Raw genomic sequence first — 18,235 nt, 5'->3', positions numbered from 1 at the left:
CAAAGCCAAGGTCTGCTGTTTCATCCGCACCCCCACATCCACAACGTAATTTAATCCGCCGTGGAGTGGGGAACTTAATCAGAGAATCCTTAGAGCGGATTACCTTTTGCTGACGAGCAGCCCCAACTGCCTGTCATCCTGAGCGTAGCCGAAGGACCTGCTTTTGTTCTTGCTGTTGCTTGTTTGCCGCCTTTGACTGGAGCATGAACAGACAACGACAAAAGCCTGAAGCAGATCCTTCACTTCGCTCGGGGTGACGAGCCTCCGTGGCGGGTCATGGCGATGAGGAAACTGAGCTACGCGCGGCGCCGGTACCGAATCGCGAACTCATACCCCGCGTTCGGCGGAAAGAGCTTTGCCATCAGGCGCAGGCGGTCGGCCAGCGCCGCGGGGGCGATCAGCGGGTACTCGCGTTCGCGCAGTTCGGAGTAGTCGAAGTCGACCGAGAGCGACAACTGGTAGATCGCCAGCGCATCCGAGAACGCGGCTTCGAGGAAGCTGTTTTTTGCCTTCTCGTCGACCTGAGCCTTGCCCTCGGCGTGGCCGGCGCGGGCGAGGTTGCGGCTCTCCCAGGCGTCCTGGCTGGTCTCGCCGCGCACGTCCGCGACGACCTGTCCCCAGGCGAGGGCGGTGAACTCCTCGGGGACGCCGGCCGTCTCGACGAAGGCGTGTCCGACGTTGATGAAGAACTCGAAGGCCAGCGCGAACTTGTCGTTCAGCAGCCGGGTGGAGATGAAGACGCCCTCCGTCTTTCCGCCCTCAGGCCCGCCCAGCGTGACGTTGCGGTGACAGATGGCCTCGTCGCCCAGCTCGGCCGTGTAGGCCTGGGCGATCATGGTGTCTTCGCCGTTTTTGTGACTTCCGGGGCGGCTTTCGCGGCCCTCGGCCAGCGCCAGCGGCACGAAGTAGTACGCCTTGTCGCCCAGCGCTCCGGCGATCGTCGCGGGCACGGCCTGCACCATGCGGTCCAGGTCGTTGCCTGCAATCTCGGTCTCGCCGTAGCTGGCGTAGGAGACGCCATTGGCCGCGCGCCGCAGCGCGGTCTCGCTGGCCACCTGCGTCGCTTGAATCAGTCCGGACTGCACACCGTCACCCATAAGGGTCTATTCTATAGGCATGGCTCAGCCCACATACAACACGTACGACAATCAGCCCCGCACAGTGGGCAACGGCTACCTGTTCGGCGTCCCCATGCGCGACCTGGGCTGGTTCGCCAGCCTGCTGATGGGTCTGGGAACGGGCATGGCCTCGTTCTTCGCCGGAACCTTCGTGGGGATCGTGTTCATCATGATCTACAACAGCGGCGCGCATGCCAAGATGGACTATAGCTGGAGCTACCTGCGCTTCGGTCTGCCCTTCGGCGTGCTGGTCATGGTGCTGGCGCTGGGCTATCTGGGCGTGATGTGGGCCAGGCGACAGGTAAGGCGGGGGTAGTTGAGGCTCCATTGCTTGGGTGCCCCATTCATTCGCAGCCGTAACGCGAATGAGTGGGACGTATACCGCTCGCATCGGGATTTTTCGCCACCCCACCCACTCATCGCATGAGACAAAGACGCGATGAATGGGGCACCCAGCACCTCGTCCTTCCTCACCTGCTATTCTGCTGACTCCTCATTCTCAAGGAGTTCCAGCACATGTTCTCGCCCCGCCGCCTCGCCCTTGCCTGCGTTACCGCCAGCCTCGCCCTTCCGGCCTTTGCGGTTGAAAAGAAGGCGGAAAAGCCCGTCGCGCCCTACGACGTCGCGCAGCCTGCCGCCGAGACGCTGGACCTGAACATGTACGCGCGCATCCGCGAGGAGGGTCTTCGCCACTCGCACGTCATGCAGCTTGCCGACGCGCTGAACGACGGCATCGGCCCGCGGCTGACCGGTTCGCCGAACATGGCGAAGGCCAACGCCTGGACTCGCGACACTCTCACCACGATGGGCCTCGAAAACGCGCATCTTGAGGACTGGGGCGAGTTCGGCATGGGCTGGCAGCAGATCAACACCTGGGTCCGCATGGTCTCGCCCGATCCTGAGCCGCTATGGGCGCAGGCTGCGCCCTGGTCGCCCGCGACCGCCGGGCCGGTGAAGGGCGAGGTGGTGTATGTCGACCTCGCGACTGTGGATCTGGACAAGCTGCAGGGCAAGCTCGCCGGCAAGATTGTGCTGCTGGGCGCGATGCGGTCCACACCCGACATCACGGAGCCCCTGTTTACCCGCTACACGGACGCGCAGTTGAAGGAGTTGGAGGCTTACCCCGGCCCCCGCCGCACCGGGGTGGATCGCGCCGCGATCGCTGAGACCATTCGCCTGGACGCGCTCCGCACCCGCGCCTTGAAGATGTTCGCCAGCGAGGGCGTCCTCGCCATCGTCACGCCGTCGCGGGACGGTCGCAACGGCGGCGGAACCGGCATCATCTTCGACGACAACGGAGCCAACAGCCTTGTCAACGCTCTCCACGCACAGAAGCCCGAGAACAAGCAGACGATTCCCAATGCCGTCATGATGGTCGAGCACTACAACCGCCTCGCGCGCATGATCGCCGCGCATGTGCCGGTTACGGTCGAGCTCAACATCGAGACGAAGTTCACGGGCGACCACGAGCACGGCTTCAACACCGTCGCCGAGATTCCCGGGACCGATCCGAAGCTGAAGGACGAGGTCGTCATGGTGGGCGGTCACCTGGATAGCTGGATCTCCGGCACCGGCGCGACCGACAACGGCGCCGGATCGGTGGTCGCGATGGAGGCGGTCCGCATCCTGAAGGCGCTGGAGATCAAGCCGCGCCGCACCATCCGCATCGCGCTCTGGTCGGGCGAGGAGCAGGGCATCTACGGCTCCGGCGGCTACGTGAAGCAGCACTTCGGTACGTTCGCCGAACCGGAGAAGCCAAGCCCGGCGTCCACGCCCGACTTCATGCGCCTCCACGGCAAGCTGACGACGACCAGGGAGTGGGAGACGCTCGACGCCTACTACAACCTCGACAACGGCACCGGCATGGTGCGCGGCGTGTACACGCAGGGCAACTTCGGCATCGCGCCCATCTTCGCGCAGTGGATCGCGCCGCTCAAGGACCTCGGCGTCACGACCGTCACCACGCGCGACACCGGCGGTACGGACCACCTCAGCTTCGACGCGGTCGGCCTGCCCGGCTTCCAGTTCATTCAGGATCCGATGGACTACGACACGCGCACGCACCACTCCGACATGGACACGGTCGACCGGCTGCACGCCTTCGACCTCGAACAGGCCGCCGTCGTCGAGGCCATCTTCCTCTACAACACCGCGCAGCGCGAGCAGATGATGCCGCGCAAGCCCTTCCCGCATCCGGAGAACGAGAAAAAGCTGACCGCGCCGCTGCCGGACATCTATCCGAACGCCGTGAAGTAGCTGCGCGTCACGACTCGCCCTTAGGGTTGTCATCCTGAGCGAAGCGAAGGATCTGCTGCTCGTTTGAAGCTGTACGAACATTGGTGCGGCCCTGGACGAAAAGCAGGTCCTTCGCTGCGCTCAGGATGACAACTTTGGGTTGTGTGCGCCGCATCCGAATGCTCCATGTCACCGGCCAGCATCGCCGCGAAGAGGCGTTCGAGCAGGAGCAAGCAGCCTCCGGAGCCCATCACCGACCCAGCCGAGGCCGCTCGCGCCGCCGGTCTGCGCTACGTCTCGGACGCGCGTCCCGGCATCCATCGCGTCCGCCATGGCAAGACGTTCCGCTACACCCAGCCGGACGGCTCGCCCCTGCGCGATGCCAAGACGCTCGCCCGCATCCGGTCGCTCGTCATCCCGCCCGCGTGGACGAACGTCTGGATCGCGACGCAGGAGAACGGCCATCTGCAGGCCACCGGGCGCGACGCCCGCGGCCGCAAGCAGAGCCGCTACCATCCGCGCTGGCGCGCGTTCCGCGACGAGACCAAGTACGAGCGCCTGACCCACTTTGCCGCCGTACTGCCCTCCATCCGTGAGCGTCTGCGGCACGACCTCGCCCTCCCCGGCCTGCCGCTCGCGCGGGTGCTGGCCACGATCGTCAGCCTCATGGAGGCGACGCTGATCCGCGTCGGCAACGAGGAGTACGCGCGCCAGAACCACTCCTACGGCCTGACCACCATGCGCAACCGCCACGTCGAGGTCCACGGTTCGGAGATCGTCTTCAGCTTCAAGGGCAAGAGCGGCGTCCGCCATACCATCGACCTGCGCGACCGGCGGCTGGCGAAGATCGTCCAGCGCTGCTCCGACCTGCCCGGACAGGAGCTCTTTCAGTACCTCGACCCCGAGGGCGCGCCCCATACCGTCGACTCCGCCGACGTCAACGGCTACCTGCAGGAGATCACCGGCCAGCACTTCACCGCGAAGGACTTCCGCACCTGGGCCGGCTCGGTGCTCGCGCACAACCTGCTGTCGGCGTTCGAACCCTACGAGACCGTCACGCAGGCGAAGAAGAACGTCGTGCAGGCGATCGCCGCCGTCGCCGAGCGGCTGGGCAACACGCCGTCCGTCTGCCGCAAATGCTATGTCCACCCAGCGGTACTCGACGCCTACCTTGGCGGCAAGACCGTGCAGGCGGCCAAGCAGGAGCTGGAAGACGAGATCGAAGAATATACCGCGGCGTTGAGGCGAGAAGAGTTGCACCTGCTCGAACTGCTGCGGCAGCGGTCGATGCTCGAAGCAGCCGGAGCCAGCTAACGCCTGCGGCCCGAACCGAATCCAACCCGGTTGGAGGATCTCTATGCACCTGATCCGCACCGTCGCCGCAACCGCTCTCCTTGCCGCGTTCCATGCCGGCGGCGCGCAGGAGAGCGCAACTCCGGTCGTTCCATCGCAGACCGGGTCGAAGATCTCGCAAAAAGAGGCCCAGCAGGCGCTCGACTTCCAGAACGCAAAACGAAACGATGTCGGCGCGCCGCCGCTGCAGTGGTCGGCCGATCTCGCCGCCGACGCGCAGGCCTGGGCCGAGCATCTGGCGCACGACAAAAAGTGCCAGTTAGAGCACAAGACCGATAACTCACACGGAGAAAATCTCTTCGGCGGTACCGGCGCCTTCTACACCGCGCTCTCCGCTTCGCAGAGCTGGTACAGCGAGATCAAGGCCTACAACGGCGGCGACGCCATCACGCCGGGCAATGCTGCGGCCATCGGCCACTACACCCAGATGGTCTGGAAGAACACGCAGAAGGTCGGCATGGGGCAGGCAAGCTGCGGAGGCCTGCGCGGCGCGATGGTCATCGTCGCCGAGTACGATCCGCATGGCAACGTTCTGGGCGAGAAGCCGTATTGAAGCCGGCCAGCTTTGCCAACCGGCCCCAGATTAAGTGCCCGCGATCCCGGCCGCACCTGCTATCTTCGGTCAATCGGCTCATGACGAGCAATTCGCACGGAGAAATCTGCTTTGCATATCGACTTCAAATCGGCGCTCTCGCATCTGCCCCTGCCCGCGACCGCAACCTGGCCGGAGGGTGTTTGGGATAAGACAGTCTTTGAACATGGCACGATGTCCATCCTCGTCTTCACGCCGCGAGGCCACGATTATCAGACAAGTCACACCCAGGACGAGCTCTACATCGTCATGAAGGGGACGGGAGTTCTCACGATCGAGGACGAACCTTTCCCCTTTGTTGAAGGAGATGTGCTCTTCGTTCCGGCCACAAAACGTCACCGTTTTACGGAATTCTCCCCAGACTTCATCACCTGGGCGATCTTCTGGGGACAGCAGGGTGGCGAAGCCGTCTGAGGTCGGTCGGCGCGCTTAGACCGCCGCAACCTCGGCCGCCGCCTTCTTCCCGCCGCCCATCCACCCGATCGCCTGCGTCAGATACGCCTTCAGATCCTTGCGCTTCACCACGGCATCCAGAAATCCGTGCTCCAGCAGGAACTCCGACCGCTGGAAGCCCTCGGGCAGCTTCTGGCGGATCGTCTGTTCGATCACGCGCGGTCCGGCGAAGCCGATCAGCGCGCCCGGCTCGGCGATGTTCAGGTCGCCCAGCATGGCGAAGCTGGCCGTGACGCCACCGGTCGTCGGGTCGGTCATCAAGGAGATATAGGGGATGCCGGCGTCGTCCAGCTTCGCCAGGCCGGCCGAGATCTTCGCCAACTGCATCAGGCTGGCGATGCCCTCCATCATGCGCGCGCCGCCCGACGCGGCAATGATAATCAGCGGCCGCTTCGTCTCGAGCGACCGGTCGATGGCCCGCGCGATCGTCTCGCCGACGACAGCGCCCATGCTGCCGCCGATAAAGCTGTACTCCATCACCGACAACACCACGGGATGCGGACCCAGATTGCCGACCGCGTTCACGATCGCATCGTTCAGCCCGGTCTTGCTCTGCGCCTCGAGGAGGCGCTTTTTGTAAGGCTTGAGGTCGGTGAACTGCAGAGGATCGGTCGAGCGCAGCTCCAGATCGACCAGCTCGTACCCCGGCTCCAGCAGGTTGGCGATCCGGCTCCGCGCGTCGAAGCGGAAGTGCTTGCCGCAGTGCGAGCAGACCTGCAGATTCGCCTCCAGGTCGGCCTTGAACAGGATCGCGCCGCAGCTTCCGCACTTGGTCCACAGCCCCTCGGTCCGGACGGTCTTGGTGGAATCGTTCACGATCTCGTGGTTGTCGCGTTTAAACCAGCTCATTCTGCGGTCGCCCTCTCCAGCGGCCCAGTCGCCTGGGCCAGACTCATTGTAATCCTTGCGGCTTGCAATCCCGCGGCGAAGCCTCAATGCCCGCCGTGGTAGGGATGTCCGGCGAGAATCGTCAGCGCGCGGTAGACCTGTTCCGCCAGCACCACCCGGGCCAGCTCGTGGGGCAGCGTGATGCGGCCGAGCGAAAACAGCGTCTGGGCCTGCTTTCTGGCTCCGTCGCTCCAGCCGTCCGCCGGGCCGATGCCCAGCAGCATGCGCTGCGTCCCGCCATCCTGCTGCCTGCCCACGAACTGCGCGAACTCCTCGGACGAAAAGGTTTGCCCGCGCGAGTCCAGCAGGACGAGGTAGGCCGCCGGGCGTCCCGGCTGCCTCTCCGCCGCCGCCAGCAGCGCCGCCTCGGACTCGGCCAGCAGCGTCTCCACCGGCACATAGCGTCCCGCGCGCTGGGTATAGTCGGCGACCATCTTGTCCACGCCCTCGGCCTTCGAGCGAGCGCGGCGGCTCACCACCGATGCCAGCACAATCTTCATGACCACTCCCTCTTGCTGCGTCCGTTCGCGATGCAAGCCTCCCGGCGCAGGAAACAGCAAGCCCGCACCAGGGGCGCGGGCTTGCTGTTTCCGTTCGACCGGTCCACCGCGGCGCAGAGCATGCGCTCGCTAGGAGACCTTCTTCTTTGCGGCTGCTTTCTTGGCAGGCTTCGCGGGAACGGCCTTCTTCGCTGCCGCTTTTTTCGCCACGGCTTTTTTCGCCACAGCCTTCTTAGCGACGGCCTTCTTTGCCGCGACCTTCTTCGCAGGCTCGGCCTTGGCGGTCTTGGCGCGGGTGGAGGTGATGAGGGCCTTCAGCTCGTCGCTCAACTCCGCGACGGAGATCGTGGTGGCCGAACGGCGCATCCGCTCCAGGCCGTAGAACTCGCGCTTCTCGACCGAGAAGACGTGGACGATGAAGTCCACGTAGTCCATCAGGATCCACTCCGCCTGCCTGCGGCCTTCGACCGAGTTGGGATAGACGCCGAAGTCGCGCTTCAGCCGGATCTCGATCTCGTCCGTGATCGCGACGTTCTGGCGATCGTTGGTGCCGTTGCAGATCAGGAAGTAGTCCGTCAGGCCGCTTTCCGAGGGATCGAGCGCCAGGATGCGGATGTCTTCGGCTTTTTTGTCCTCGCAGGCCGCCGCCGCGGCGAGGAGTAGTTGATAGCTTTCTTGTGAGGGCATGATGCTCCTTGAACTCTCTATGCTACCGGGTTGTGGCAGCGCTTACCAGCGATTCGTGCGCTTTGTCTCTGCCTCTGGCGCGCCTTGCACTTGTCTTGAGATAGGCCAAAGCCTTGTCGTTGTTGCTTTGCGATAGGCCAGGGCTCCAGCCCTGGCAATCAAACCCGGCAAATGAAGCGGGCTTCAGCCCCTGGGCATGCCTTCCTTACCCCGCCAACGAGCCGAACCGGCTCATCAAAGTTCGTGCCGGTAAAACCCGTGTGCACGGATGAACCCCGCCACCGGCGCCGTCAAAAGGTCGTCGCAGAGCTCTCCCGCAGCCAGCCTCGCCCGCAGCTCCGTCGCCGAGATATCCAGATGGACCGCATCCAGCAGATGCACCCGCGCCCGCTGGCCCGCGGTCAGCGGATAGCCCTCGGGCTCGTCCAGCACATGGCCGGGGCGGCTGACGACGATCCACTCGGCCAGCCGCAGCAGCTCCGCCGGTTCGCGCCAACGGCCCAGATCGTTGAAGCTGTCCGCGCCCACCAGGTTGAAGATCGTGGCGTCCGGCATCTGCCGTCGGAGCTCGGTGAGCACGTCCACCGTGTAGTTCGGCTGTCCGTCCTCGCGCGGCGCGTCCAGTGCGGAGGCGGCGAAGCGCTCGTCCGAGGCGCAGGCCATCGTCGAAAGCGCCAGCCGGTCGCCGAAGTCGAGGGTGGCGTGGCCGTCCTTCAACGGCTGCCGTCCGGCCGGCGCGAAGAGCACGCGGTCCAGCTCGAAGGCGTCGGCCGCGGCCTGTGCAATCGCCACATGCCCGCGGTGCGGAGGGTCGAAGGTGCCGCCGAAGAACGCTACGCGCATCCCCACTCGGCCTACTTCCGTCCCTTGGACGAGGCAGCCGGCGGCGGAAACGCGCGCTTCTTCTTCACCTGCTCCAGCGGCGCCTGCTCTTCGAGCGGAATCGCATTGCGGTTCGCCGAAACCACCTCGGCGATGCCGTACTTCAGCGCGTCGATGCCCAGGCCCGTGACCGCCGAGATCTCATAGTAGGGCAGCTTCTTCCGCTTGCCCATCGCCTTTAGTTTCTTCAACTTCTCAGGATTGGCGACGTCGACCTTGGCCGCGACCAGGATCGTCGGCTTCAAGCCCAGCGCAGGGTCGAAACTTTCAAGCTCCGCCGTGATGACCTTGAAGTCTTCCACGGGATTATCCCGGCCTGAACCGTCCGAGACATCCACCAGATGCACGACGACGCTGGTGCGCTCGATGTGCTTCAGGAACTGGATGCCCAGCCCGGCGCCCAGGTGCGCGCCCTCGATCAGCCCCGGCAGGTCGGCGACCGTGAACGACGCCTCGTGCGGATAGTCGCCGACCGAGACCACGCCCAGATTCGGCTCCAGCGTGGTGAAGGCGTAGTTGGCGATCTTCGGCTTGGCGGCGGAGAGACGCGAGATCAGCGTCGACTTGCCGACGTTCGGGTAGCCGACCAGGCCGGCATCGGCCAGAAGCCGCAGCTCCAGCCGGTAGTTCTTCTCTTCGCCTGCCCGCCCAAGCTCGTGCTCGCGCGGCGCCTGGTGGGTGCTGGTGGCGAAGTGCTGGTTCCCGCGTCCGCCGCGTCCGCCGCGTGCGATGACGATGGACTCGTTGGCTCGCGAGAAGTCGTGGACCATCTCGCCCGTCTCCTCGTCATAGAGGACGGTGCCGACCGGAACCTTCAACACGGTGTGCTCGCCCGCGTAGCCGGAGCAGTTCGAACCCAGACCATGCCCGCCGCGCTGCGATTTGTGCTCCGGATTGAACCGGAAGTGAACCAGGGTATTGTGGCTCAGCGACGATTCCATGATGACATCGCCGCCATGTCCGCCATCGCCGCCCGACGGGCCGCCCTTGGGAACGAACTTTTCGCGCCGGAACGCCATGCAGCCATTGCCGCCGTCGCCGGCTTTTACTCGAATTTTTGCTTCGTCAATAAACATTTCAGTATCCAGTGTAGCGGAATCGAGCTAGACTGATATTTCTATCCAACCAGGAAGATGATCAGACCGTCCCAACCCCCCGACGGCAGGTACGCCTTCCCCGAACTCGCTTTAACGTCTGGCAGTTTGTGTGTTATCCAAGGCAGTCATCATCCCGTCATCGAAACGTGGCAAGCTGTAGCTATTAAGAGATACACAAACCTTCTCACAGCACGCGGATCGCAAAGCGTACTGGCGTGGGTTCAGCAGGAAAATTCAGGAGACCGGAATGTCCAAATTCATGAATAAGGCCGCGCTGCTGCTTGCAGCCGCCTGTATCTGTACCGTTCCCGCCTTGGCCCAGTCTTCGACGCAGGGCGCCATTGGCGGAACCGTATTCGACAACACCTCCGCGGTTGTTCCCGGAGCCATCGTCACCATCCACAACGACGCGACAGCCGCCGAACTTACCCTCACCGCGGACGGCAGCGGCTTCTTCAAGGCCCCTCTCCTTGAGCCCGGCACCTACACCGTCACCGTGAAGGCTACCGGCTTCGGCAAGGTCGTCACCAAGTCGGTCCTCGTCACGGTCAGCCAGTTGACCGAGGTCGACGCACACGTCGCCGCCGGCGCCACCGATTCGACCGTCGAAGTCACGGCGGAAGCGCCCGTGCTGAACTTCGATTCACCCGACTTTGCCGCGCAGCTCAACACCCGCGCGCTGGAAGACATCCCGGTCAACAATCTTCGCTGGTCGGCGCTCGCCCTCACCACTCCTGGCGTCGTCTCGGACTCGAACGGCTTCGGTCTTGTCAGCGTGCGCGGCATCAGCCCCCTTCTGAATAACGTGCTGATCGACGGCGCGGACGACAACCAGGCCTACTACTCGGAAGAGCGTGGCCGTACCCGTGAGGCTTACTCCACGCCTCCGGAATCGATTCGCGAGTTCCAGGTGAACACCGGCGTATATGCCGCGGAGTTCGGTCGCGCCGCGGGCGGCGTCATCAACTCGGTCACCAAGAGCGGCGGCAACGCCATTCACGGACAGGCCTACTTCCTCGATCGCGAGAGCGCATGGGGCGCTTATAACCCCTACACAACCAATACCGTCGGAACTCAGAATCCCACCACGGGCGCGTATACCTTTACCACCTCGCCCTACAAGCCGTCCGACTCGCGCAGGATCTGGGGTTTCACGGCTGGCGGCCCGATCATCAAGGACAAGCTCTTCTGGCAGTACACGTACGACCAGCATCATCGCAACTTCCCCGGTACGGCGAAGGCTAACTCCCCTTCGGCGTTCTTCACGCAGCCTGACCCCGCCACGGTCACCGGCGGCAACACGGTGATTCCGACCGGCAGCAGCGTTGTTTATACCTGCAACCTTGCGACGGGCTATCTGGCTCCGGCGACCGGCACGGTCGCAGCGCCGGCGGTCGACGCCCAGGCCTGCGCGCTGGCTGCCCGCGAGGGTGGTGTCGGCAGCTCCTACAGCGCGGGCGCCACGGCGTTCAGCGCCGGTCTCGCCAGCTTCCTGCCCGACCTCGGCAACGTGCCGCGTACCGGCGACCAGGAGGTCAACATGGCCAAGGTGGACTACCGCCTCAACAGCCGGAACTCGGTCAGCCTTCTCTATAATCGTCTTCGCTGGGATTCGCCAGGCGGTGTGCAGACGCAGTCGACCAACAACTATGCGATCGACACCTTCGGCACCGACTTCGTGAAGCTGGACTACGGCGTCGCCAAGCTGACGACCATGATCTCCGGTCTGATCAGCAACGAACTGCTTTACCAGTACGGTCGTGAGTTGAACGACGAAGGCCAGCAGCCCCTCAGCGCGTACAGCAAGGCAAACCTCGCGGGCACCGGCGCCTCGGCCGGCAACACGCCAGAGGTCGCGCTTGCCACAGGCAGCGGCTTCTACCTCGGTTCGCCCTACTACTCCTACCGCAAGGCGCTGCCGGATGAGCGCAAGTGGCAGATCGGCGATACGCTCTACGTCAGCCACGGCAATCACAGCCTTAAGTTCGGCGTCGATATGGTCCACAACGCCGACCTGATCAACAACACCTACGAGAGCAACGGCGTTTACACCTACGGCTACGTGGGCAACTATCTCGCCGATCTGTATAACGCGGCTGCGAACAAGGGCACCTGCAACAGCACCGGCCTTGCCGTCGCCACGGCTACCGCTTCCGCGGTTGGCGCGTTTCCCTGCTATACGAACTTTGCTCAGGGCTTCGGCAATCCGATCTACGGCATCACCACTCTGGACTACGGCATCTTCGCCCAGGACAACTGGAAGGTGACGCCGCGTCTCACGATCCAGGCTGGCGCACGTTACGACTACGAGAAGCTTCCCGGCCACTCCGCCAACGCGGCATTGACCACCCCGGCGACTCTCGGCGCCTTCACCTTCACTCCGTACGCCGGGCTCACGAATACTCCGAGCGACAAGAACAACATCGGACCCCGCCTCGGCTTCGCGTACGACGTGTTCGGCACTGGCAAGACGGTCGTGCGCGGCGGCTACGGCATGTACTACGGCCGCATCACCAACGGCATTCTGCTCAACGTTCTGCTCAACACCGGCAGCCCGAACGGACAGTTCACCGCTACCCTGAAGCCCGCCACCTACTATTGCAACGGAACCACGGTCGCCTGCACCGGTACGGCCACCGTCGCCACCTCGGCGCCGATCATCCCGAACATCATCTCGGGCGGCACGCCTCCCACGCCGAGTTCTTACTACCTCGCCAACAATCTGCAGGACCCGATGGTTCATCAGTTCGACCTGGTCGTGCAGCAGGAGCTCGGCCACGGCACGGTGCTTTCGCTCAGCTACCTCGGCGCGCTCGGTCGTGAGTTGACCAACTTCGTCAACACCAACCTGAACCCCGCGACCATGGTCAACACGACCATTACGATCGCGGACCCGAGCAACGGCAAGAGCCCGATCGCAGCCGGCACGCAGTTCGTGGTGCCTGTCTACACCAGCTACATCAATACTGCCTTCACCAGCATCACGAAGGTCACCAGCAACGTCAACTCCAGTTACCACGGCGGCGTGGTCGAGATTCAGAACCGCTCGCTCAAGTCGCTACAGTTCGATGTGAACTATGTCTGGTCGCACGCGCTCGACTACAACCAGAACGCCACGACCACAACTGCAACGAACACTCAGTACGACCCCAATGGCAGCCAGGCGACGGACTACGGCAACTCCATCTACAACGTACCCAACCGCGTGGCGGGATACGCCCTGTACAACTTCCCGAATCTTGGGGCGAAGAACTGGGCCAGCTACGCACTCAACGACTGGGCGCTGAACACCTCGTTCCAGGCGCAGAATGGTCTGCCGTACTCGGCGTCCCTCACCGGCACCGTGGCTGGCGGTCTCAACAGCTCGAGCTGGAATGGTTCGGGCGGCGGTTCCTACGTCCCGGTTATTGGACGCAACACCTACAAGTATCCCCGCGACGTCGTTCAGGATATCCGCTTGCAGAAGCAGGTCTCCTTTACCGAGCGCTACAAGCTCGAAGGTCGCGTGGACCTGTACAACATGTACAACCACCAGAACGTAACGGCTGTCAGCACGGGTGCTTATGCGTTGACCTCGTCGGGAACCGCCACCACCGCAACCTACCAGTCCGGCGTGGCCGGCACGGGTACGACGCAGTTCGGCATCCCCACCAACTCCAACTCCAGCGGCTTCCTGTACACCTCGCGTCAGATCCAGATCGGCTTCAAGTTCCTCTTCTAGTTCGATCACGATTCAAACCTGAACCAAATCAGGGCGATGGCGTTCGAGCCGTCGCCCTTTTCTTTTACCCATTCCCATTTCTCTTCAACTCCGGTACTCTCCGCATATCCCAAACCGCAACAGGAGAGCGGATGGCACGTCTCCGCCGCCAGGAGATTCACGCGGCAACCCCGATCTTCGCTTTGCGCTCGGCATGCTGGCTCATGGCCGCATGCGCCGTTCTACCGCTGGCGCGCGCTCGTGCGCAGGACGCCGTCAGCGGCGCCCTGCTGGGGCGCGGCGCGCCGCCCGGAGCAACCGTCACGCTCGAAAGCAACGACACCGGCGCGGCCACGGCTGCCCTGGTTGCGCACGATGGCAGCTTCTTCCTTCCCGGGCTGACGCCTGGCGGATATCGCCTGACCCTGCACCGCTTCGACCCGCCCCGGCCGCTGACGGTGGAGCTCGGCGCGACCACGCTCTATACCCTCGGCAAACCGGTCGCAGCGCCGGGCGCGACTCTACCCGACGCGAACCCGGACCTCGATGGCGACGGTCTGCTCAGCTTTCGCGGACTGGACGCGACCCAGACCGCGAGCACCCTGGACGGTTTGAGCGGCGACCGGAGCTTCAGCGGCACGCCCGCCGGCAGCGCGGCTCAGGCATCCGTCGACCCCGACGAGCAGGAGGACGAGCCGCTTCATGGGCTTGGCCGTGGACGTCCGCGCGGCGCGCCGTACAGCTTCTCCGAGGCCGCCACGCGCAGCGCGCGCGTCCTTGCACGCGACTATAGCGCCGTGACCGGACATGCGGCAGGCGGCACGACGGCCGCGGTCTCGCGCGGCGGCACGGCGGCGTTTCATGGCGCCGGCTTCTACGAGCTGCGTTCGAGCGCGCTCGCCGCCGCCAACCCCTACGCCATCGCCACGAGCTATGCGGACGGCGTGGTCACGAGCGGCATCGTCAAGCCGCACGACCTGCGCCAGATCTTCGGCGGAAGCATTGGCGGCCCGGTTCCGCGCGCGCCGCTGCTGTTCTTCTACACCTTCGATCGCCAGCAGCGGAACTTCCCGGCCATCTCCTCGCCGGGATACGCCGGGTTCTACGTCCTGACCGATGGGCAGAAGGCGCTGCTCGCCAATCGCGGCGTTACACCCGAGGCCACGAACGCCGCGCTCGACTACCTCAGCAGCTTGACGGGCAAGCTGCCCCGCCGCGCGGATCAACAGATTCACTTCGTCCGGCTCGACACCCTGCCCATGCGCCGCCAGACGCTGGGGCTGGAGTGGAACCGCGTCCGCTGGAGCTCGCCCGCCGGGCTGACCTCCGCGCCGGTGGTCGCGCGCGGCCGAGCCAGCTTCGGCAATGCCAGCGGCTCGCTCGACACCGTGCTCCTCCGGCTTACCGGCAGGCCGACCCAGAAGACGATCAACGAGCTGCGCGCTCAGTACGTGCGCGATCTGCAGTACGAGCAGCCGCAGTCGTCGCTCGCGCAGGAGCCGGCCATCGGCCCCGGAGGCCGCGCGCCGGAGGTGAACATCGGCCCGAACGGCCTGCTCTTCGGCACGCCCTCGGGGCTCACGCGCGCGGCCTACCCGCTGGAGCGCCGCCTGCAGGCCGCCGACACGCTCACCTGGCTTCAAGGGCGGCACGCGGTCATGCTGGGCGTGGACTTCAGCGCCGTCCACGACTCGGTCGCCTCACTGCCGAACCCTGCCGGGACGTTTACCTACGACTCCGGCAATACCGGCGGCAGGCTGGGAGGTCTCGTTGACTGGATCACCGACCAGACCTTCAACGTGAACGCCTACCCCAACGGGGGCTGCCCGGCCATCACCGCCGCCATTCATGACGCATGCTTCCGGGCCTTTACCCAGGGCTTCGGCCAGCAGTCGGCGGCGTTCGACACGCAGGAGTGGGCCGGCTTCGCACAGGAGAGCTGGCGCGCGAACAAGCGCCTGACGCTGAACGCCGGGCTGCGCTACGAGTACCAGCTTCTGCCGTTTCCGCAGCAGCCGAACGCCGCGCTCGACCAGATCTTCGGCGCACGGGGCGCGACCAGCAGCTTTCCCGAGGACCGCAACAACCTCGGCCCGCGTGTGGGCCTCGCGGTCGAGCCCTTCGGAGCCGGGCGCGGCACGGTGCGGCTCGGCTATGGCGCGTACTTCGGGCGGCTGCCCGGCGCGACCATCTCCGCCGCGCTGACCAACACCGCCCTTGCCGCCAGCACGACGCACATCCGCATCACGCCCACGACGACAACCCCGTGCCCGCAGGCGCCCAGCCAGGGCTTCGGCTATCCCTGCGACTACCTCTCCGCGCCGCCCGCGGCCGTCGCCGCGACCACCTCGGCGATGGTCTTCGACCGGCGCTTTCGCCTCCCGGTGGTCCAGCAGGCGTCGCTGACGCTCGAACGCGAGCTGCCCCGCCGCACCGTGCTCGCCGCGACGTACACGCTCAACCTCGACCGCCAGCTTCCCGGCTCGACCGACCTGAACATCGCGCCGTCGCCCGCCTATGGGCTCTTCCAGCTCCAGGGCGGCACGGGCGCGCCGGGCGTGCTCGACCAGGAGACCTTCGCGGTCCCGATCTACACCGCGCGGCTGACGCCCAGCTTCGGCCCGGTCACGGACATCCTCTCGAACTCCAGCGGCAGCTACCACGGCCTCAGCGTGACGGCGGAGACGCATCCCGTCCACGGGCTCGGCCTGAACGCGCGATATGCGTGGTCGAAGGCGCTCGACTACAGCCAGCCGGGCGGGGCTACGCCGAGGACGGACGCTCAGTTCGACCCCTTCGACAACCGCTACGACAAGGCGCTCTCCGCGCTGAACTATCCGCAGGCGCTGACCGCGTCGGCGACCTGGGAGACGGCTCTCGCGAGTAAACGCAAAGCCCTGCGGGCGGCCGCGAACGGCTGGCTGCTGGCCCCGCTGCTGACCGCGCGCAGCGGGCGTCCGTACAGCCTGAACCTCTTCGGCGGCCCGCGTCTGCCGGGCGGCCGCGAGAGCCTGAACGGCTCGGGCGGCGCCCTCTACCTGCCGACAGTTGGGCGCGACACGCTGCGCCTGCCTGCGACGATTCAGCTCAATCTCCGCGTCAGCCGCGGCATTCCGCTGCCGCACGACCGCCTCCGCCTGCGTGCGTATGCCGAGGCCTTCAACCTGACGAATCACCTCAATCTCAGTTCGGTGGCGCAGCGTGCATATGTGGTGGGGACGCCGGTCGCGGGGGTGACGCCGCTGCTCTTTCAATCCGCCGCTGCGATCGCGGCAGCCGGGACGAACGAACAGCCCTTCGGCACGCCCACCGCCTCCGGCACGACCGAAAGCCGGGAACGACAGGTGCAGTTTGGGCTGCATCTGGAGTTTTAATCTTTGGTTTTCCTTTGCCTCGCCGAAACCGCCTGTCACCCTGAGCGAAACCGCCTGTCATCCTGAGCGAAGCGAAGGACCCGCGTTTGCTTTCGCTTGAAGCCTGCCCGAACGAGACGCAGGTCCTTCGCTCCGCTCAGGATGACAGGCCACGGTGGAGGGAGATGTCAGGCGATTCTTGGGGGAAGAAACTTTTATACGACAAATCGACCGGCCTGCCGATAAGACGTGCAGCCACATCCACACACGGCCCTCGAACGTTCTCCTCCACACGGCTTATTTTCCGAACGCATGCGCGAAATTGGGCAAACGCGCATCTCACCTGTCATCATCTTTGGGTCCCAGGGAAGAGTCTCGCAATGGATATCGTCGGCGTCATCTCGCATCACGGATACGCTGTTGTGGCTGCCGTGCTGTTTCTTGCGGCGATCGGTCTGCCGCTGCCGACCTCGGTCGTGCTGGTCGCGTCGGGCGCGGCGGCGCATCGCGGACTCAGCCTGAGCGTACTGCTGCCGCTGGCCTGGGGTTCGGCCGTGCTGGGCGACTCTCTGCTTTATCTTGGTGGACGCTATACCGGCTGGTGGCTGCTCGCCGGACTTTGCCGCCTGTCGGTCAACCCGGAGAGCTGCATCTTCAGCTCGGCCGAGTACTTCTACCGCCGCGGCGCGAAGACGCTGCTCTTCGCCAAGTGGATCCCCGGCCTCGCCGGCATGGCCGCGCCGCTGGCCGGCAGCCTGAACATGCGGTTGGGACGCTTCTTCCGGCTGGACGCGCTCGGCGTGCTCGGCTACGTCACCGCATGGCTCGCCGGCGGGTATATCTTTCATGGCTTCATCCGCCAGATCATCGACTGGGTGCAGGGCATCGGGCACGCCGTGCTGCTGGCGCTGGCCGTGCTGCTGCTGGGATACATCGTCTCGATCGTCGTCTTCTCGCTCAAGGCGCGCAAGTACGAGCGGATCGAGCGCATCTCGGTCGAAAGCCTGCGCGAGCGCCTGCAGGACCTGAGTCCGGACCGGCTCGTCATCATCGCCGACGTGCGCAGTCATGGCTACTACGACCCCGGCATGCAGCGCATCAAGAACTCCATCCGGGTGGAGCCGACGCGGCTGAAGGAAGAGCTTGTCGCGCTGCGGGAGTTCATGGCGCCGGAGTGCGAGATCTACCTCTACTGCTCCTGCATCCGCGATACGACGAGCAAGCGCGTGGCGCACATGCTGCAGGAGGCCAACTGCCGGACGCAGGTTATCGAAGGCGGGTTGAAGGCCTGGATCAAATCCGGCGGCGAGCTGGAGCTGGTGCCCGCCACCGATGTGCAGCATCTGCCGCGGTTCGAATAGCCGATAGAATAGAGCT

Annotated in this window: 14 protein-coding genes; 8 read left to right on the top strand and 6 right to left on the bottom strand. The window is 65.0% G+C overall.

All coding sequences use genetic code 11. The annotated features are described in order from the left end of the window. Nucleotides 1-296: 296 nt before the first annotated feature. A complete protein-coding gene (locus tag CHB87_RS18295) occupies nt 297-1,097 on the bottom strand; it encodes a hypothetical protein (RefSeq protein WP_089409873.1) in 801 nt (266 codons plus the stop codon). 19 nt (nt 1,098-1,116) lie between these two features. Here CHB87_RS18295 and CHB87_RS18290 point away from each other — a divergent pair, with 19 nt between their 5' ends. The 5 genes from CHB87_RS18290 (at nt 1,117) to CHB87_RS18270 (ending at nt 5,712) form a co-directional block, all read left to right on the top strand. Further along, complete coding sequence (locus tag CHB87_RS18290) at nt 1,117-1,434, top strand: hypothetical protein (RefSeq protein WP_089409872.1); 318 nt, start codon at nt 1,117-1,119, stop codon at nt 1,432-1,434. A gap of 200 nt (nt 1,435-1,634) precedes the next feature. Beyond that, nucleotides 1,635-3,374 carry a M20/M25/M40 family metallo-hydrolase gene (locus CHB87_RS18285; RefSeq protein ID WP_089409871.1) on the top strand — a complete coding sequence of 580 codons (1,740 nt, stop codon included), beginning with the start codon at nt 1,635-1,637 and terminating at the stop codon, nt 3,372-3,374. A 165-nt stretch (nt 3,375-3,539) separates the two neighbouring features. Next, entirely contained in the window at nt 3,540-4,667 is a 1,128-nt protein-coding gene (locus CHB87_RS18280; RefSeq protein ID WP_089409870.1) for a DNA topoisomerase IB, read from the top strand. Between the two features lie 43 nt (nt 4,668-4,710). After that, nucleotides 4,711-5,259 (top strand): CAP family protein, encoded by a 549-nt coding sequence (locus tag CHB87_RS18275; RefSeq protein ID WP_089409869.1) that lies wholly within the window; start codon nt 4,711-4,713, stop codon nt 5,257-5,259. Nucleotides 5,260-5,370: 111 nt separating this feature from the next. Continuing rightward, nucleotides 5,371-5,712 carry a cupin domain-containing protein gene (locus CHB87_RS18270; protein WP_217897070.1) on the top strand — a complete coding sequence of 114 codons (342 nt, stop codon included), beginning with the start codon at nt 5,371-5,373 and terminating at the stop codon, nt 5,710-5,712. Between the two features lie 15 nt (nt 5,713-5,727). On the opposite strand, the gene accD is transcribed toward CHB87_RS18270, so the two are convergent. From accD to obgE, 5 genes are all read right to left on the bottom strand, one after another. Beyond that, nucleotides 5,728-6,600, bottom strand: a complete 873-nt coding sequence (gene accD / locus CHB87_RS18265) for an acetyl-CoA carboxylase, carboxyltransferase subunit beta (protein ID WP_089409868.1) — start codon at nt 6,598-6,600, stop codon at nt 5,728-5,730. A gap of 83 nt (nt 6,601-6,683) precedes the next feature. After that, nucleotides 6,684-7,139: a 23S rRNA (pseudouridine(1915)-N(3))-methyltransferase RlmH gene (locus CHB87_RS18260; RefSeq protein ID WP_089409895.1), complete on the bottom strand. Its 456-nt coding sequence runs from the start codon at nt 7,137-7,139 to the stop codon at nt 6,684-6,686. Nucleotides 7,140-7,268: 129 nt separating this feature from the next. After that, the gene (rsfS, locus tag CHB87_RS18255; protein ID WP_089409867.1) at nt 7,269-7,826 is read right to left on the bottom strand and encodes a ribosome silencing factor; all 558 of its coding nucleotides are present in this window, start codon (nt 7,824-7,826) and stop codon (nt 7,269-7,271) included. A 234-nt stretch (nt 7,827-8,060) separates the two neighbouring features. Next, nucleotides 8,061-8,669 (bottom strand): nicotinate-nucleotide adenylyltransferase, encoded by a 609-nt coding sequence (gene nadD, locus CHB87_RS18250; RefSeq protein WP_089409866.1) that lies wholly within the window; start codon nt 8,667-8,669, stop codon nt 8,061-8,063. 11 nt (nt 8,670-8,680) lie between these two features. Then, nucleotides 8,681-9,784, bottom strand: a complete 1,104-nt coding sequence (obgE, locus tag CHB87_RS18245; protein ID WP_089409865.1) for a GTPase ObgE — start codon at nt 9,782-9,784, stop codon at nt 8,681-8,683. 268 nt (nt 9,785-10,052) lie between these two features. Between obgE and CHB87_RS18240 the strand changes: the two genes are divergently transcribed. The 3 genes from CHB87_RS18240 to CHB87_RS18230 all read left to right on the top strand — a co-directional run bounded on the left by CHB87_RS18240 (nt 10,053) and on the right by CHB87_RS18230 (nt 18,219). Further along, the gene (locus CHB87_RS18240) at nt 10,053-13,526 is read left to right on the top strand and encodes a TonB-dependent receptor (protein WP_089409864.1); all 3,474 of its coding nucleotides are present in this window, start codon (nt 10,053-10,055) and stop codon (nt 13,524-13,526) included. A gap of 131 nt (nt 13,527-13,657) precedes the next feature. Then, nucleotides 13,658-16,879 (top strand): TonB-dependent receptor, encoded by a 3,222-nt coding sequence (locus CHB87_RS18235; RefSeq protein ID WP_089409863.1) that lies wholly within the window; start codon nt 13,658-13,660, stop codon nt 16,877-16,879. A gap of 359 nt (nt 16,880-17,238) precedes the next feature. Further along, nucleotides 17,239-18,219 (top strand): rhodanese-like domain-containing protein, encoded by a 981-nt coding sequence (locus CHB87_RS18230; RefSeq protein WP_089409862.1) that lies wholly within the window; start codon nt 17,239-17,241, stop codon nt 18,217-18,219. The last annotated feature ends 16 nt before the right edge of the window (nt 18,220-18,235 follow it).

Source organism: Granulicella rosea (assembly GCF_900188085.1).
GTDB lineage: Bacteria > Acidobacteriota > Terriglobia > Terriglobales > Acidobacteriaceae > Edaphobacter > Edaphobacter rosea.
Note: the sequence above shows the minus strand (reverse complement) of the source record. Positions and strands in the feature narration are given on the sequence as shown.

Excerpts from the sequence above, each read along its gene's own strand:
- CHB87_RS18295 (WP_089409873.1), bottom strand. The coding sequence starts at position 1,097 with ATGGGTGACGGTGTGCAGTCCGGACTGATTCAAGCGACGCAGGTGGCC.
- CHB87_RS18290 (WP_089409872.1), top strand. The coding sequence starts at position 1,117 with ATGGCTCAGCCCACATACAACACGTACGACAATCAGCCCCGCACAGTG.
- CHB87_RS18285 (WP_089409871.1), top strand. The coding sequence starts at position 1,635 with ATGTTCTCGCCCCGCCGCCTCGCCCTTGCCTGCGTTACCGCCAGCCTC.
- CHB87_RS18280 (WP_089409870.1), top strand. The coding sequence starts at position 3,540 with ATGTCACCGGCCAGCATCGCCGCGAAGAGGCGTTCGAGCAGGAGCAAG.
- CHB87_RS18275 (WP_089409869.1), top strand. The coding sequence starts at position 4,711 with ATGCACCTGATCCGCACCGTCGCCGCAACCGCTCTCCTTGCCGCGTTC.
- accD (WP_089409868.1), bottom strand. The coding sequence starts at position 6,600 with ATGAGCTGGTTTAAACGCGACAACCACGAGATCGTGAACGATTCCACC.
- CHB87_RS18260 (WP_089409895.1), bottom strand. The coding sequence starts at position 7,139 with ATGAAGATTGTGCTGGCATCGGTGGTGAGCCGCCGCGCTCGCTCGAAG.
- rsfS (WP_089409867.1), bottom strand. The coding sequence starts at position 7,826 with ATGCCCTCACAAGAAAGCTATCAACTACTCCTCGCCGCGGCGGCGGCC.
- nadD (WP_089409866.1), bottom strand. The coding sequence starts at position 8,669 with ATGCGCGTAGCGTTCTTCGGCGGCACCTTCGACCCTCCGCACCGCGGG.
- obgE (WP_089409865.1), bottom strand. The coding sequence starts at position 9,784 with ATGTTTATTGACGAAGCAAAAATTCGAGTAAAAGCCGGCGACGGCGGC.
- CHB87_RS18240 (WP_089409864.1), top strand. The coding sequence starts at position 10,053 with ATGTCCAAATTCATGAATAAGGCCGCGCTGCTGCTTGCAGCCGCCTGT.
- CHB87_RS18235 (WP_089409863.1), top strand. The coding sequence starts at position 13,658 with ATGGCACGTCTCCGCCGCCAGGAGATTCACGCGGCAACCCCGATCTTC.
- CHB87_RS18230 (WP_089409862.1), top strand. The coding sequence starts at position 17,239 with ATGGATATCGTCGGCGTCATCTCGCATCACGGATACGCTGTTGTGGCT.